Origin of the sequence: Streptomyces sp. NPDC059371 (assembly GCF_042751995.1) — a bacterium.
Classification (GTDB): Bacteria; Actinomycetota; Actinomycetes; order Streptomycetales; family Streptomycetaceae; genus Streptomyces.
This window is the reverse complement of the sequence record NZ_JBHYXD010000021.1, coordinates 97013-111221: the sequence shown is the minus strand read 5'-3', so window position 1 is coordinate 111221 and position 14209 is coordinate 97013. Positions and strand designations below refer to the sequence as shown.

Genomic DNA, 14209 nt, shown 5'->3' with positions numbered 1-14209 from the left:
GAACAGAAGAGGATTCTGTTCGCCGCCCGCCCCTCGTGCTGCCTGCGGACGACGGGCCTGCCGGGCCGGCAGCCTGAGGGTCAGCCGGCTCCGGACATCGGGGGATGAGGCGGATGAAGGCGGGCCGCGAAGACGATGATGTCGTCGTCAGGATCCTCTCCGAAGGCATCCACCAGGTGGGCGCACAACGCCTCCGGCTCCCCCGGCCCTTGTGCCACGACGGCGCTCAGAAGTTCGAGGCGTTCGTTGAGTTCGGTGTCGCGGGTCTCGATGAGCCCGTCGGTGATCATGACGAGCCGGCTGCCCGGTTCGACGCGATGGCTGACAGCCGCGGGCTGCGGCAGGCCCAGGCCCAGGAGCGGACCGTGTTCTCTCAGATAGCGGGGCACACCGCCGGGCCCCAGGAGCAGGGGTGGCAGGTGGCCGGCGTTGGCGACGTGCAAGTGAGCGAGATCGGCGTCGACCAGGACGATGCACACAGTGGCGGTCCATCCGGGCTGATGCAGGCCCAACAGATGGTCCACGTGCTGCAGCAGGATGTGCGGAGGAAGGTTCTGTGCTGCGTAGGCGCGCAGGGCGTGGCGGATCTCTCCCATGACCATGGCGGCTTGGAGGGAGTGCCCCACGACGTCGCCGACGGCGAGGAGCAGACCCTGCGGCGTGGTGACGGCTTCGTAGAAGTCTCCGCCGATCTCGGTCGTGGCGGCGGCGGGAAGGTAGCGCACCGCGAGTTCCGCCCCGGGACTCCGGGGCAGGCTTGCGGGCAGGAACGTGCGCTGCAGGGCCAGGGCGAGTTCGTGCTCCTGTCCGAAGCGTTCCACGACGTCCTTGTGCTCGACGGACAGTTCCGCGTAGAGGGCCATCACCCCGGCATTGGTCTCGGTCAGTTCCTCGTTGAGGCGTTCCAGTTCGTCGCGTTGGGCGTGGGCTTCCTGGAGCGCGTTGATCAGGTCCCGGGACTGTGCCTGCAGGTCGTCGATGGCGCTGGCGGGGCCGTCCGACTCCAGGAGGGCAAGGACCTGTTCCACTTTCAGGTCCCGGGCGGCGAGCTCGGGGATGTGGCAGACGATCTCAATCCGGCCGCCGCCTGACTGATCCGGGTGGCCAGGGGCCGGCTCGTAGCGGGTCTGCGGAAGCAGCCGGGTGACGGCGGTCAGCGACTCGCTGCCGGGGGCGCGGTCGTCGCGCCACTGCAGGAGAGTGCGGAGCGCGGCCGGCTCCTGCTGCAGGCTGAACACGGCGGTCATCGCGGAAGGGCGCAGCAGGTCTCGTCCCAGCTCACTCACCACGGTGGCCAGGCGCACCTGGTCGCGGTCGTCCAGGCCGACGGCCGAAGCGATGGTCTTGGCGTGACGGCGCAGGGCGAAGATGTCGTGTTCGGTACTGAGCGGTGTCACCAGCAGGGCACTGGCGCCGGCGGTGAAGGGATGGGCGCGCGGGGCCGGTACGTTCACCGTGCCGCCTTGGCGATCACCGCGCTGGCGTCGTCACGGCGGGTTCCGGCCTGACGCATCAGCGCGGCGGCGATCAAGGCGGGCGGGTGGTGGAGCAGGCCCGCCAGGTCACTGCGGGTCCAGCGTTCACTGAGGCCGTCGGAGTGCATCACCAGGATTCCATGTCGAGGCAAGTGGTGTTCGTAGGTGCGCAGTTGGTGCATCTGATGACCTGCGATGCCCGGGTGGGAGAGCAACGTGCTGCGGCTGGTGCTGGTGACCAGGGCGGCGGTGATGTTCCCTACGCCGCAGAACAGCAGGCGGCCGTCCGGTTCCAGGCGTGCGACGGCCACCGCCGCGCCGCGTGTTCCGCGCAGAGCGCGGTGCACCTCCTCCATGGCCCCTTCCGGAGTGCGGGCGGTTCCTGTCTTGAAGGCGTGAAGGGCCGCCTGAGCCGCCACGGCGGCCATCGGACCGTGGCCCAGCCCGTCACAGGACATGATCAGCACGCCGGTACCGGGCCCGGCGACGGCCGCGCGCACCGCCGTGGGACGACCGGCGCGGCCGGGGAGCGCGAAGGAGCCCCGAGACGGAGCTGTCCGCAGGTGGGGTGAGGCCGGGCGGGTGCCGGTCAGGACGGACCAGTCGGCGGCGCCGGATGCAGGAGGGCCCGCCGCCTTCTCAGCGGGCGAGACAGGTGACTGCTCGCCGGTGTCCGTGCGGGCGGCCCAGGCGTCACCGCACACCTGCTCGCCGCCGATCGGCCGGGTGATACCTCCCACGGCAGGTTCCCCGGCCACCGAGGGGTGTGCGGGACGCGGCCAGAAACGGGCGAGCTGCACGGTGCCCAGGCCGGGCTGGGAGTGGATGTGGAAGGAGTCGGCCAGGCGTTGGACCGCACCGAGGCCGATGCCGAGGGTCCCGGCTGTCGACATGCCGTCCTGGAGGGCCGCCGGGACGTCGGCGATTCCCGGGCCGCCGTCCACGGCCAGCACTTCCACCCCGGCGGTGGCTTCGTTGCGCACCACGCGCAGGAGCAGGGAGCCGTCGACGGCGTGCTTGGCGATGTTCCCCGCCAGTTCGGCCACCGCCAGCACGAGCTGGGAACTGCGCTGCTCTCCCAGACCGACACGCCGTCCCAGGGCGGCAGCCGCGCCGCGGGCGGCTTCTGGCTGGTCGCGGAACCAGGCCACGTCCTCGCTGTCCAGCAACCGCGCGAAGCCCATGGCCGTCATCGCGCCCACTTGGTGACGGTCACCGTGGTCCCCTGTCCGGCGGCCGTCTCCAGGACGAAGTCGTCGACCAACCGTTTGGAGCCGGACAGCCCCAGGCCCATGCCGGCACCCGAGGTCCAGCCGTCGGTCAGGGCCAGGTCCACGTCGGGGATGCCGGGTCCCCGGTCGCTGAAGACGAGGCGCACGCCGCGGCGGCCGCGCTCCTCCACCAAGCCGGCGGTCATGGTGCCACCGCCGCCGTGGATGAGGGTGTTGCGGGCCAGCTCACTCGCAGCGGTGATCAGCTTCGTCTGCTCGACCAGGGAGAAGCGGCACTCCTGTGCCAGGGCCCGCACTCGCTGGCGCGCCTGCACCACGCCCGCGTTGGCAGTGATCTCCAGCGTCTCCGAGCCGCTGGAGGCGCTGTTCACAGGCCTGCCGCGGCATCCGGCGCGACGCCACCGGCACCGGGACCGGCCGCGGCGTCGGACTCGAACTCCCCGAGGGACTCGGTGCGCGCCTGTTCCAGCAGGCGCAGTCCCTTGTCCAGGGTCAGCGCGGTCCGTACGCCGCCCAGGGACAGACCGAGCTCGACCAGGGTGATCGCGACGGCCGGGCGCATACCCACCACAACGGTCTGTGCGTCCAGCAGACGCGAGATGGACGCGATGGTCGCCAGCATCCGGCCCACGAAGGAGTCGACGATGTCCACCGCGGTGATGTCGATGACCACCCCGTGGGCGCCCGTCTCGACGACCTTGGCCGCCAGGTCGTCCTGAAGCAGCATCACCGAATGGTCGTCCAGGTCCGTCTGGATCGACACCAGCAGTACCTGCCCGATCTGCAGGATGGGAACACGCTCGGTCACCGAGCACCGGCCTGGGGCGAGGTGCGCGAGAGCGTGACACCGGAGCGGCGCAGCGCGTGCCGCAAGGCATCGGCCAGGGTGGCCTTGGTGACGATGTCACCGAAGTTGATCCCCAGCGCCACGATCGTCTGCGCGATCTGCGGACGGATGCCGGAGATCGTGCACTCGGCACCCATCAGCCGGGCCGCCACCACCGTCTTCAGCAGGTGCTGGGCCACCTCGGTGTCCACCGCCGGCACACCGGTGATGTCGATGATGGCCTGCTCGGCACCCGTGTCGATCAGGGCCTGGAGCATCTTCTCCATCACCACCATCGTGCGGGCGGAGTCCAGGGTTCCGACCAGCGGAACACCGATCACCCCGTCCCACAGCTTCACAACCGGCGTGGACAGCTCCAGCAGTTGCTCGGCCTGCGCCGATATCAGCTCCTCGCGCGTACGGGTGTAGACCTCGATCGTGAACAGGCCCAGGGCGTCCAGCAGGGCGGAGAACTTCAGGTACGCCTGCAGGTCGCTGCCCTCGCCGGACAGGGCCGGCTCCAGGACCTCCTTGAGAGCGAACACGCTCACCGCGGTCTCGGTGGGAGTGAAACCCTGGTGGGCGCGGTTGCGCGACAGTTCGGTCAGGAGCGCGCGGACCTCGCCGAACGCCTCCCCTCTCCCGTCCAGACTGCCGTCGGCGAGCGCGGCCACCAGCGCCGTGTAGATCTCCTGCAGCTCCCGCTGCACCTCTGCGCGGCTCACCCGACCGCCCAGTGAAACGGTGACCTTCTCCGACCATTCGGCGCCGAGGTCTTCGCCTCGAACCGTCAGCAGGCCGACCAAACGATCGGAAACGCCTTCACCAGCCACAGTGCACATCCTTCTTCGCAGTTGGCCAGGCGGCCTGTTCGAAACCTCAGGCCTTCTGAGTGACCTACGGACGGGTCTCAAAACCGTGATGTGCGACACTCGAAACCCCGCGCGCGGACGTAGCGTTGCGGCAACCCGCCGTCAACATGTCGGCATGACCCGTCATTTGTCAGGACTGTGCCCCCGCCTCGGGAAAGCGCCCGCGCGGCAATGCGCACGGGGCTGCCGATCCCCGATCCAAAGAATCTTTCGAATCGCCGGGTATGCACTCTTCCAGGGCGGGTACGCGCCCTGTTGTCGGCCTCCAGCAGCCGGCGGCACGGGGCTGGAACTGCGGAGGGGCCTGACATGACGGTGACCGAGGCGACTGAGACAGCGACACCGGCATCAGCACGAGCACCGGCATCAGCGCTACCGGAGATCGCAGACCCGTCGCGGGTCTCCCCCAAAGACGCCCGGCAGTTGTCCAGGCTGTTCTTCGACCGGCTCGGCGTTCTCGAAGAGGGCACGCCCGAGTACCAGTACGCGCGCAACACCCTCATCGAGATGAACATGACGCTCGTCCGCTTCGCTGCCACACGCTTCCGCAGCCGCGGCCACGACGAGATGGAAGACGTCGTCCAGGTCGGCATGATCGGACTGATCAAGGCCATCGACCGCTTCGAGCTCACCCGCGAAGTCGAGTTCACCTCCTTCGCGGTTCCTTACATCGTCGGTGAGATGAAGCGTTTCTTCCGCGACACCTCCTGGGCCGTTCACGTCCCCCGACGGCTGCAGGAAGCCCGCATCCATCTCGCCAAGGCGACCGAGGAACTCCGCAGCCGGCTCGACCGCGACCCCACGGTCAAGGAACTCTCCCAGCTGATGTGCCTGAGCGAGGAAGAGGTCAACGAAGCGCGCCTCGCCTCCAACGGCTACAAGTCCGCGTCGCTCGACGCCGCCGTCAACTCCAGCCACGACGAAGCCGCGCTCGCCGACTTCATCGGCGCCGAGGACGGCGCCTTGGAACTCGTCGAGGACTTCAACGCGCTGGCCCCCATGATCGCCGATCTCGACGGCCGGGAACGGCGCATCATCCACATGCGATTCGTCGACGAATGCACCCAGGCGCAGATCGGCGAGCATCTCGGCATCTCCCAGATGCACGTATCCCGCCTCCTCAACCGCACCCTCGCCAAACTCCGCGAAGGCATGCTCACCACCAACTGAGCACGGCGTACGCTGAGGGCCGGCGGTCACCCGGAAGTGGGGCGATCTTCGCCGTACCAGCTCAGCACCTTCGGGCCGCGACGCGTCAAGAACGCCACCTTGCGGGCGTGTGCGTCCGCAGGGCTCTACCGCAATAACGTCCCAGAAACTGCGTACCCGGTGCTGGGCGGGGTACCTGGCGGGGACATGGAAGCGGGCAGGGATGGATCGATCACCTGAAAACATCAGCTGTGAGCAGCCAGGCGTTCCAGCACTGGCGGAAGTCTCGCTCGCACTGGACAGCGACGGCACCCGCATCGCGCACGCCCGCGACCTCGCCGCGGCGTTCCTGGACAGGGTCAGACACGCCCACGGCATACCGGTTGTCACCGCCACGGTGGAGATCGTCCAGCTGATCGTCAGCGAACTGGTCACCAACGCCCGCAGATACGCTCCCGGTCCGGCTCTCCTGCACCTGCGAATCGTCGGCACCACTCTGCAGGTCGGGCTGTGGGACAGCAGCCCCGTCCTGCCGGTCCCCAAGTCCCCGGACCCCAAACGCATCGGCCAGCACGGACTGGAAATCGTCGCCGCCCTCGCCCAGTCCCTCACCGTGGAAGCAACGCCGGTCGGCAAACGCGTGACCGCACACGTCGCTCTCTACCCGGCCGGCACAGCGAGTACGAGATAGGCCGACGCCGCCCAGCGCACCCCCTGACCTCGCGGCCGGGGAGGGCCGGCACCTCGCCGCGGGTGTGTTCCCTGGAAGCCCATATCCGCGCCTGGGTCAAACAGCGGGACGAGAACCCGACCCCGTTCACCTTGACCGAAACAGCCGAAGAAATCCTCGGCTCACTCGCTCGCTTCTGCCAACGGATCTCCGGCGCAGGACACCAGGAAACGTGCGCTGCACGCCGGACGTGCAGCGCACTGCTTGTGCATCCCGGGTCCGGAGCGAGCAGCGCCCGCTAGGACCGGCAACAGTCAGAGAGGTTGCTCCTGGGACGCGTCAGAGCTTGGCGGTGTACACGACCCCCGTCAGATTCTGAGCCGCGGAACCCCATACCTGGTCGTACATCGAAGCGTCACCTCCGAGGGTGTAGAGCAGGTAGGAAGTGGTGACGCCCTGGGTCAGCTTCTGCTGTGCGGCGCGAGTGACGGCTCCGCTGTCGCATCCGAATCCGGAGCTGTCCTCGAATCCGCAGTGGAAACCGCCTGTGATGACGCGCAGTTGGGCGGGGGCCGGTTTGGCGTCGTACATCTTCTGCTGATTGTCGGCCACACCTGCGATCGAGTCGGCGCTGCCTCCGACGTACTGGGCCGGCATCGTCAGCTTTCCCGAAGCGGTGACAGCCGACGGATTGGTCTCCGCCGCCGCCAGTGTGGACACGCTTTTGACGGCCGGGTTGCGGCCGGCGGCGAGCAGCGCGGCGCCGCCGCCCATGGAGTGACCGGAAACCCCGAGACGATCCGTGTTGACGGCGCCCGCGAAGCGGGAACCGCTGGTGGTGTTCTGGCTGGTCAGCCAGGTGAGAGCGGCGTTCAGATCGTCAGCGAAGGCGGAGTGGCTGGGGAAGAGGCCGCCCTGCGATTTGGGTGTGACGATGATGAATCCCCAGGACGCGTAGTGCTTGAGCAGGCTCTCGTACTGGGTGATTCCCTGGAAGAAGCCGTGTCCGAAAGCGAGTCCGGGATGGGCGCCCGGTGCGACAACTGCATTGGCCCCAGCCGTGGTTCCCGGGTACCAGACGCGTGCGCTGTACGAGCGCCCGGAGGCCGAGACCGTCACATCGGAGTAGGCCACGGGGAAGGACCCGGTGGCCGAAGGGTCTGCGGCTGCTGCAGGGCTCACGGCAGGAAGCGCGCCCGCTGTCGGCGCGACGGCGAAGGCGGCTGCCGCACTGAGCAGCACAGCGATCACCATCCGTAAGAACTGACGTGTCATGCGATCACCTCATTCTGGGTGCGGATGCGTGCAGGAAGGCGGAAGGCCTGGACGTGCCGAGGGGCCGGTGGTTCTGTCGGTGCCGGTCGCGCCGTCGAGTGCCGCACTGAGGGGAAGATCGCCCCCAACTGCCGTCGGCAACAAGGCGTACCGCCGGGTCGCGCCGAGGATTGCTCTGCCCTGTGGCTTGCAGGCGGAAGTCCCGGTGGGTCAGCCCGACCAGTGGAGGCCGGTGGCGAGCGGGCTCGACGGCTGCGCCCGGGCATTCCAGCAGAGCCTCGCGAACCTCGGTTCGGCCCCGCTGTCGACGCGGCTCGTTTCGAGTACGCCGTCCAGCGTCGGCGCCGTTTTGTACGTGAGCGTCCGGCGGCCGGGCCGAGCAGCCGACGAGGTTGCTGGGGAACCTTCCGGAGAAGCGCTGAAAGAAATGGGGCCTTCGGCGACTCGGGCTTCCCGGACGGTACCGGCCGGCCGGGGAGGAGCCGTGCGTGCCGAACTCATCCACGGCTGCGACCAAGGGATTTCGCACCGGGCCGGTGAAGGCCGTTGTCAGGGTGGCGTGGACATGGGCGCTCCCTAGTGTGACCGGGCGGTCATATGACCGCCCGGTCATCGTGGAGCGCGCTGCGAGAAGTGTCAACTCGTCTGACACAGAATGCTGTTGGGATCCTCCGGAGCCGCAGCACTCTCATGGCGATGGATGCGACCGCTGTCCGGCGCGGATCGAGGTCGGCGTTGCCGCGCTCCGGTCCGAGAAGCCTTGGGGAAGTCCAGCGAAGTATTTGAGGGCCGCACCAGTGCCCTGTTCGCCACGGCTATTCGCGGGCGAGCATGGCCTGGGCTTCGGTCTCCAGGTCGATGTAGGGGGCGCCGCTGACGTCGACGGCGACGCGGTGCAGGGTGGCGCCGCTGAAGGTCCAGGGGGCTTCGCCGGGGTAGTGGTCGGTGACGGCTTCGCCGCTGTCCCGGCCTGCGGTGAGTCCTTCGCCGGCGAGGGTGAACCGGCCGGGCTGGGTCTTGATGCGGCCTTCGCCGACCTTGTGGTCGCCGTGGTAGAGGCTGAGGATGCCGGTGGCGACCCCGGGTGCTTCCTCGCCGTCCTTGTCGAAGGTCGCGGCGAGGATGACATTGTGTCCGGCCGGGATGTCTTCGGTGGCGGTGATGAGTTGGTGGTCGGTGCCGAGGAAGTTGTAGACGTAGTGCAGGCGGTCGTCGCGGACGAACAGGGCGTGTCCGCCGAAGCGGCCGCCGTGCGCGAAGAGTACGCCGGAGGCGCCGGGTCCGGGGATGTCCACGAGCGCGCCGATGGTGTAGGAGCGGTTGCGGATGTTGACGGCGACGGCTTCGGGGACCTCGGATGCGCCGGGCCGGTACACATAACGCTCGCGGGGCGGGGTGAGCTGAGGACGTGGGGTGGAGAGGATCTCCAGGGCGGAGCGGTCGTCCAGTGGCAGGGCTTGGTTGACACCGGCTTCGTAGAACCACAGGCCGATGAGGTCGGTGAGACGCCCGGCTTCCTGCTGTGCGAGGTCGTTGAGTTCGGAGCGGTCTTCGTCGGTGTGGTAGAGCTCCCAGGTGTCCTGGCCGTAGTTGCCCCAGCCGCTGATCGCGGGATGGGTGGTGACGGCTTTCCAGCCCTGGTGCCAGATGCCGCGGGTGCCGAGCATCGAGTAGAACTGTGTGGTCCTCGCGGAGGGTTCGGCCGGGGCGTCGAAGGAGTAGCGCATGCTGACGCCCTGCAGCGGAACCTGTACGTGGCCGCGGACCGTCTCGGGCATGTCCAGGCCGATGCAGTCGAGGACCGTGGGGGTGATGTCGACGGCGTGGTGATACTGGGTGCGGACTTCACCCCGGGAGGCGATGCCTGCCGGCCAGGAGATGATGCACGGGTCGCAGGTGCCGCCGTTGAAGGAGTACCGCTTCCACATCTTGAACGGGGTGTTGAAAGCCATGGCCCAGCCGTTGGGGTAGTGGCCGTAGGTCTCGGTGCCGCCGATCTTGTCGATCATGGCCATGTTCTCGTCGATGTCGTCGGCGACGTTGTTGAAGAACTTGTTCTCGTTGACCGATCCGTTCGGGCCGCCCTCGCCGGAGGCCCCGTTGTCGGACACTACGACGAAGATCGTGTTGTCGAGCTGGCCGATGTCCTCCAGGTAGGCCACAAGTCGGCCGACCTGGTCGTCGCAGTGCGAGAGGAATCCGGCGTACGCCTCGGCCATCCGCGCGAACAGGCGGCGTTCGTCCTCGCTCAGCTCCGCCCAGGGTCGGGTGAAGTCCAGGGGCGGGAAGGGTTCTCCACCCGGGCCGGTCCTCGTGTCCGGGGTGCCGATCGGATTGAGCGGCGGCAGCTGGGTGTTCTCGGGTACCAGACCGAGTTGCTTCTGGCGGGCCAGGATCTCCTCACGCATCGCCTCGTACCCGGCGTCGAAGCGGCCGCGGTAGCGGTCGATCCATTCCTTCGGGGCCTGATGCGGCGCGTGCGCGCAGCCGGGAGCGTAGTAGAGGAAGACTGGTCGCTCGGGGGCGATGGCCTTGACATCGTCGAAGTACTGGATGGCCTTGTCGGTGATGTCGACGCCGAAGTGGTAGCCCTCCTCGGGGGTGGCGGACTGCTCGACCGGGTGGTTGTCGTGGACAAGGTCCGGGTACCACTGGCTGGTCTCAGCGCCGAGGAAGCCGTAGAAGCGCTCGAAGCCACGGCCGAGCGGCCAGCTGCGGCGGGTCGAGGCGAGGTTCATCTCGTCCTCGGGACACAGGTGCCACTTGCCGGTGATGGCCGTGCTGTAGCCGCGCTCGACCAGGACTTCGGCCAGCGTGGCGCACTCGGGCGGGATGTGGCTGTTGGCGTTCGGGAAGCCGATCGCGGCCTCGCTGATGCACGCCATGCCGTTGGTGGTGTGGTTACGGCCGGTCAACAGCGCCGAGCGGGTAGGAGAACACAGGGCGGTGGTGTGCCACTGCGAGTAGCGCAGCCCGCTGTCTGCCAGCCGGTCGATGTTCGGTGTCTCGATCGGACCGCCGTAGCAGCTCATCGCGCCGAACCCGACGTCGTCCAGGACGACGTACACCACGTTCGGTGCCCCGTGGGGTGCCTTGGGCTGCTCGTAGGCGGACCAGTCCGGCACGGAATCACGGACATCGAGGTTCACCACGCCACGGAATGTCGAAGCCACGGGTCCCGCCTTCCAGGACGGCGTCCGCCCCACCGGCCGGCGCGGGCTGCCTGCGGCCATGGTCGACCGGCATGCGCGGAGGCGCGGAGCGGCACGCGGGGAGCCTGGGCCGACCAGGTGAACGACACGACCACGTGTGGCTGAACCGGTGCGTGCCCGGCCGCGAAGGGTTGGTCGAGCGCCGGTCAGCGGATCACGCAGCGAAAGCCGAGGTGGCAGGTGGCTGTGTCCACGCTCTGACCTTGCCGGGCGGCGGGCCGGTAGCGCAGGCAGTAGTTCGGCGCGCACAGATGCGAGCCGCCTTTGATGACTCGCCGGGGGAAGGGCTCCGCGGACGGCGGCGTGCCGGCGTCGTTTGCGGACGGGCTGTCGACACAAGGGTTGCGCGGGGCGCAGCAGCTGCTCGGAGCGGGGTCTGGGTGGCGGGTGGTGTAGTGGTCGGCTGTCCATTCCCAGACGTTGCCGGCCATGTCGTACAGGTTGTAGCCGTTGGGCGGGTAGGCGCCGACGGGGGTGGTTCCGGGGGCCGGGTTGGTCCTGCCGCGCGCTTCGTACTCCCAGGGGAACCGGCCGTGCCAGGTGTTGGCCATTCTGCGGCCCTTCGGTGCGAAGTCATCGCCCCAGGGGAAAGCGGCGGACTCGAAGCCGCCTCGGGCGGCGAACTCCCACTCCGCCTCCGTCGGAAGATCCTTACCCGCCCAGTCGGCGTACGCGCGGGCGTCCTCGTGGGCCACCTGGGTCACCGGGTGCCGCTCTCGCCCATGGAGGTTGCTGTCCGGGCCGGACGGGTGCCGCCAGGACGCGCCGGGCCGGTAACTCCACCATCGGCGCCAGTCGTTGAGGTCGACGGGGCCGCGCGTCATCCGGAAGACCAGTGCTCCCGGCACCAGGTCGGCCGCTTCGGCGCCCGGGTAGTCGGCAGGATCCAAGGGCCGCTCGGCCACGGTGACGTAGCCGGTCGCCTTCACGAAGCGACGAAACGCGGCCACCGTGACAGGGTGCTCGTCCATCCAGAAGCCGTCCACCGACACCGGGTGCACCGGCCGCTCCTCCGGATAGAAATCGTCCGAGCCCATGAGGAACAGGCCGCCCGCGATCCAGGCCATCCCCCGGACCGGCGCCGTCGTCGAGCGCTGCGCAATCGTCGTCACAGCACCGACGCTGCACCACCCTTCACAGACTTCTACGGGTGACACGCCCGACGAACTGACGTGCCCAGGCGGGGAGAGTTGCGCATCGTCAACGAGCCGGAGGTTGTCGCCCTCATTCGATCGAGGGGTTTCACAGCGAAGCCAGTCGTTCAGGCTTCCTGGTCAGCGAACCTGGTGGCTCTTCGGCCCGATACCGTTGATCAAGGTCGGAGTTCCGTCCGGGGCGAACGAGTGGTGGAAGGTGAAGGCGTGCGGCGCGGAGCCGTGGTCGTGGAGGTCTTCCAGCCCGGAAACCCCGTCCTGCCAGGTGGGTATCACACCGTCGGAGACCCACCAGCACACGTAATTCGGGTGTCCTGTCCTCTCGAACCAGTCGTAACGCCTGTTCAGCGCCTCACGGTGCAGACCGGTGTAGATGGCGTCGAAGGCGGAGCGCAGGTCGGTCCAGAGTGAGAGGGTCGCGGCCAGAGCGGTGGTTTCCACCGTACGGCCCTTGCCGTACCAGGTCGGTACGGCGAACTCTCCCCAGGCACCCCAGTCCGCCTCGAAGAGCATGCCCCGGTCGCCGTCTGCCGCTTCAGCGCGAGCGAGGTATCCGGGGTGCTGACCGATCTTCCGGTAGACGGCCTCACCGATGTCGTAGAACTCGCGTGTGAGAGGTGCGGGATCGGCGAGAGGAGACTTCAGGACGCCGAATGTGTACAGAGCAAGATGGGGCATGCGTCTCTCCCTGGTTGGGGGTGCCTGGTGTGGATCCGCGGGTGGCTCAGCCTGAAGCAACTCCTGTGCGAGCGTGGGAGATCGCCGAAGACCAGGTGAAGGTAGCTGCCTCTGCGGGCCATGTCGAAGTTGCGTTTTCCCTGTCCAAGTGGCCTCTTGAACCGGATCATCGTGGGGCTGGAGCTGGAGCTGGGACCTTGGTGGACGGGGCAGGCTGCGGCACCGCACCGCAGGAGGAGGTGTTGAGCGCCCTCGACCGGCATGGCTCGGGCTCGGCTGGGTGATCCGTACGGTGACACGTTGTTCAACGACCAGGAAGCCCAAGTGGTCCGCACGGAGGTCGTCGCCCTGTCGCAGGGGTGTGCCGACGAACAGCAGAAGGCGGCTCTGCTTGACCTTGCCGAGCTCCTTGAAGTCTGTGCGCCGACGCCGGGCAGCTACTTGTGGTTCATGGGTGACTACTGAGGTTGCGGCCGTGGTGTCGTCAAGGTGAGGCTGGTTTCGGCGAGGCATCCGTCGATGAGGTTGCTGCGGTACTGGATCTGGCGGAGACCGTGCCGGAGCGTGCTCATGAGATGGTCAGGGCCGGTGAAGGCGGTGTTGGCCTGGCTGCTGCGTCGCAGTAGTGATCAGATGCCCTCGACCGGGTTGAGGTCGGGTGCGTAGGCCGGCAGGAAGTAGCAGCTGATCCAGTCGTGGGTGTCGATGAACTGCCGCATTCGGCGGTCCTTGTCGACATTGAGGTTGTCCCAGACGAGCACGATGGGTGCGCCGAGTTGCTGGTGGGCGTCGATGAGGAGATCGCGGTAGTCGGTCCAGTTGAAGCTGCGTCTGCCGCCCCGTTTGTGATCGACGTGTCGTCTGGGCCGGTAGATCAGGCGTGTGCGTTCGCCGTGCTTGTAGCAGGCGAGCGCGGCGATGGAGATGCGGCGCTGGGAGCGTCCCCGCACCCGGATGACGGGTGTGCGTCCACGCCTGGCCCAGGTTCGGGCGGTGGGCGGCGTCATCGAGAAGCCGGCCTCGTCTTCGAAGCAGAGCCAGGCCCCGAGCGCCGCCACGGTGCTTCCACCTGGGGCCAGGTCTCCTTCACCCAGCCGGTGACGGCTTCCTCGTTGCGCTCGGTCGCACGGCGGGCGGGGACCTGGTGGCTGAAGCCGTGCCGGTGCAGCATCTGCGCGATGGCCGACAGCGTCATGCTCTTGTGGAACCGGCGCCCGAATCAGCGTCTTGATCCGCGACAGCGTCCAGGTCTGGTCCGGCCAGCCGTGCGCTACCGGCCCCTTGGCCAGCTCCTGTTCGAGCACGGCGAACAGGGCCTCACTCAGCTTGGGCAGTGAGACCGGTCCGGCGGACCGCAGCCCCTGTGCGCCGGCGTCGTGCCAGGCCCGGCGCCAGCGCTGCACCGAGCGCACACTCACCCGTAAGTCCTTGGCGACCTCGGCATTGGAGGCGCCGACCGCGAATCGCTCGGCGGCCTCCATCCGGATGCGCTCGCGAAACGCCTGCCGTTCAGGCGTCAGCCCACCACCTTGCGGATATCTCGCACAACCGGCATACCGCGACGATCACACATCGTCAGCCCCGGCGACAACACGCCTCAAAGGTCAGTAACCACTCCTGATCCTTGCTCTTGTGGTTGGCCGGGGCGAGTTGACGCATGCCGCGT

General features: G+C 68.1%; 12 protein-coding genes and 2 pseudogenes. 3 read left to right on the top strand and 11 right to left on the bottom strand.

Annotated elements, in window-relative coordinates:
- Positions 1–80: 80 nt before the first annotated feature.
- Genes ACFXGX_RS15330 through ACFXGX_RS15310 form a run of 5 tightly spaced genes read right to left on the bottom strand, consistent with a single transcriptional unit; the run spans position 81 to position 4375 of the window.
- Positions 81–1454 carry a PP2C family protein-serine/threonine phosphatase gene (locus tag ACFXGX_RS15330; RefSeq protein WP_384790223.1) on the bottom strand — a complete coding sequence of 458 codons (1374 nt, stop codon included), beginning with the start codon at positions 1452–1454 and terminating at the stop codon, positions 81–83.
- Complete coding sequence (locus tag ACFXGX_RS15325; RefSeq protein ID WP_384790229.1) at positions 1451–2668, bottom strand: ATP-binding protein; 1218 nt, start codon at positions 2666–2668, stop codon at positions 1451–1453. The genes ACFXGX_RS15330 and ACFXGX_RS15325 overlap by 4 nt, the downstream gene beginning before the upstream one ends.
- Positions 2665–3078, bottom strand: coding sequence for an anti-sigma regulatory factor (locus tag ACFXGX_RS15320; RefSeq protein WP_384790220.1), 414 nt, complete (start codon positions 3076–3078; stop codon positions 2665–2667). The genes ACFXGX_RS15325 and ACFXGX_RS15320 overlap by 4 nt, the downstream gene beginning before the upstream one ends.
- Positions 3075–3515, bottom strand: coding sequence for an STAS domain-containing protein (locus ACFXGX_RS15315; RefSeq protein WP_384790217.1), 441 nt, complete (start codon positions 3513–3515; stop codon positions 3075–3077). The genes ACFXGX_RS15320 and ACFXGX_RS15315 overlap by 4 nt, the downstream gene beginning before the upstream one ends.
- A complete protein-coding gene (locus ACFXGX_RS15310; RefSeq protein ID WP_384790214.1) occupies positions 3512–4375 on the bottom strand; it encodes an STAS domain-containing protein in 864 nt (287 codons plus the stop codon). Before ACFXGX_RS15310 ends, ACFXGX_RS15315 begins: the two co-directional genes overlap by 4 nt.
- 339 nt (positions 4376–4714) lie before the next feature.
- Here ACFXGX_RS15310 and ACFXGX_RS15305 point away from each other — a divergent pair, with 339 nt between their 5' ends.
- Together ACFXGX_RS15305 and ACFXGX_RS15300 are read left to right on the top strand one after the other, a co-directional pair.
- Positions 4715–5575 (top strand): RNA polymerase sigma factor SigF, encoded by an 861-nt coding sequence (locus ACFXGX_RS15305; protein WP_384790211.1) that lies wholly within the window; start codon positions 4715–4717, stop codon positions 5573–5575.
- Positions 5576–5777: 202 nt separating this feature from the next.
- Positions 5778–6245: an ATP-binding protein gene (locus ACFXGX_RS15300; RefSeq protein WP_384790208.1), complete on the top strand. Its 468-nt coding sequence runs from the start codon at positions 5778–5780 to the stop codon at positions 6243–6245.
- 318 nt (positions 6246–6563) lie between these two features.
- Here ACFXGX_RS15300 and ACFXGX_RS15295 read toward each other — a convergent pair whose 3' ends face one another.
- The 4 genes from ACFXGX_RS15295 to ACFXGX_RS15280 form a co-directional block, all read right to left on the bottom strand.
- On the bottom strand, positions 6564–7499 hold the full coding sequence (locus ACFXGX_RS15295) for an alpha/beta hydrolase family protein (RefSeq protein ID WP_384790205.1): 936 nt from the start codon (positions 7497–7499) through the stop codon (positions 6564–6566).
- A gap of 815 nt (positions 7500–8314) precedes the next feature.
- Positions 8315–10672 (bottom strand): arylsulfatase, encoded by a 2358-nt coding sequence (locus ACFXGX_RS15290; RefSeq protein WP_384790202.1) that lies wholly within the window; start codon positions 10670–10672, stop codon positions 8315–8317.
- Positions 10673–10857: 185 nt separating this feature from the next.
- Entirely contained in the window at positions 10858–11823 is a 966-nt protein-coding gene (locus ACFXGX_RS15285) for a formylglycine-generating enzyme family protein (protein ID WP_384790199.1), read from the bottom strand.
- A gap of 162 nt (positions 11824–11985) precedes the next feature.
- The gene (locus tag ACFXGX_RS15280; protein ID WP_384790195.1) at positions 11986–12543 is read right to left on the bottom strand and encodes a DUF3291 domain-containing protein; all 558 of its coding nucleotides are present in this window, start codon (positions 12541–12543) and stop codon (positions 11986–11988) included.
- A 300-nt stretch (positions 12544–12843) separates the two neighbouring features.
- On the opposite strand from ACFXGX_RS15280, the gene ACFXGX_RS15275 reads away from it, so the two are divergent.
- Positions 12844–13008 carry a hypothetical protein gene (locus tag ACFXGX_RS15275; protein ID WP_384790192.1) on the top strand — a complete coding sequence of 55 codons (165 nt, stop codon included), beginning with the start codon at positions 12844–12846 and terminating at the stop codon, positions 13006–13008.
- Here the strand turns inward: ACFXGX_RS15275 and ACFXGX_RS15270 are convergent.
- Together ACFXGX_RS15270 and ACFXGX_RS15265 are read right to left on the bottom strand one after the other, a co-directional pair.
- A pseudogene (locus ACFXGX_RS15270) lies at positions 13002–13550 on the bottom strand (transposase). The gene ACFXGX_RS15275 and the pseudogene ACFXGX_RS15270 overlap by 7 nt on opposite strands.
- Positions 13547–14024, bottom strand: a pseudogene (locus ACFXGX_RS15265) (winged helix-turn-helix domain-containing protein). Before ACFXGX_RS15265 ends, ACFXGX_RS15270 begins: the two co-directional pseudogenes overlap by 4 nt.
- Between the last annotated feature and the right edge of the window lie 185 nt (positions 14025–14209).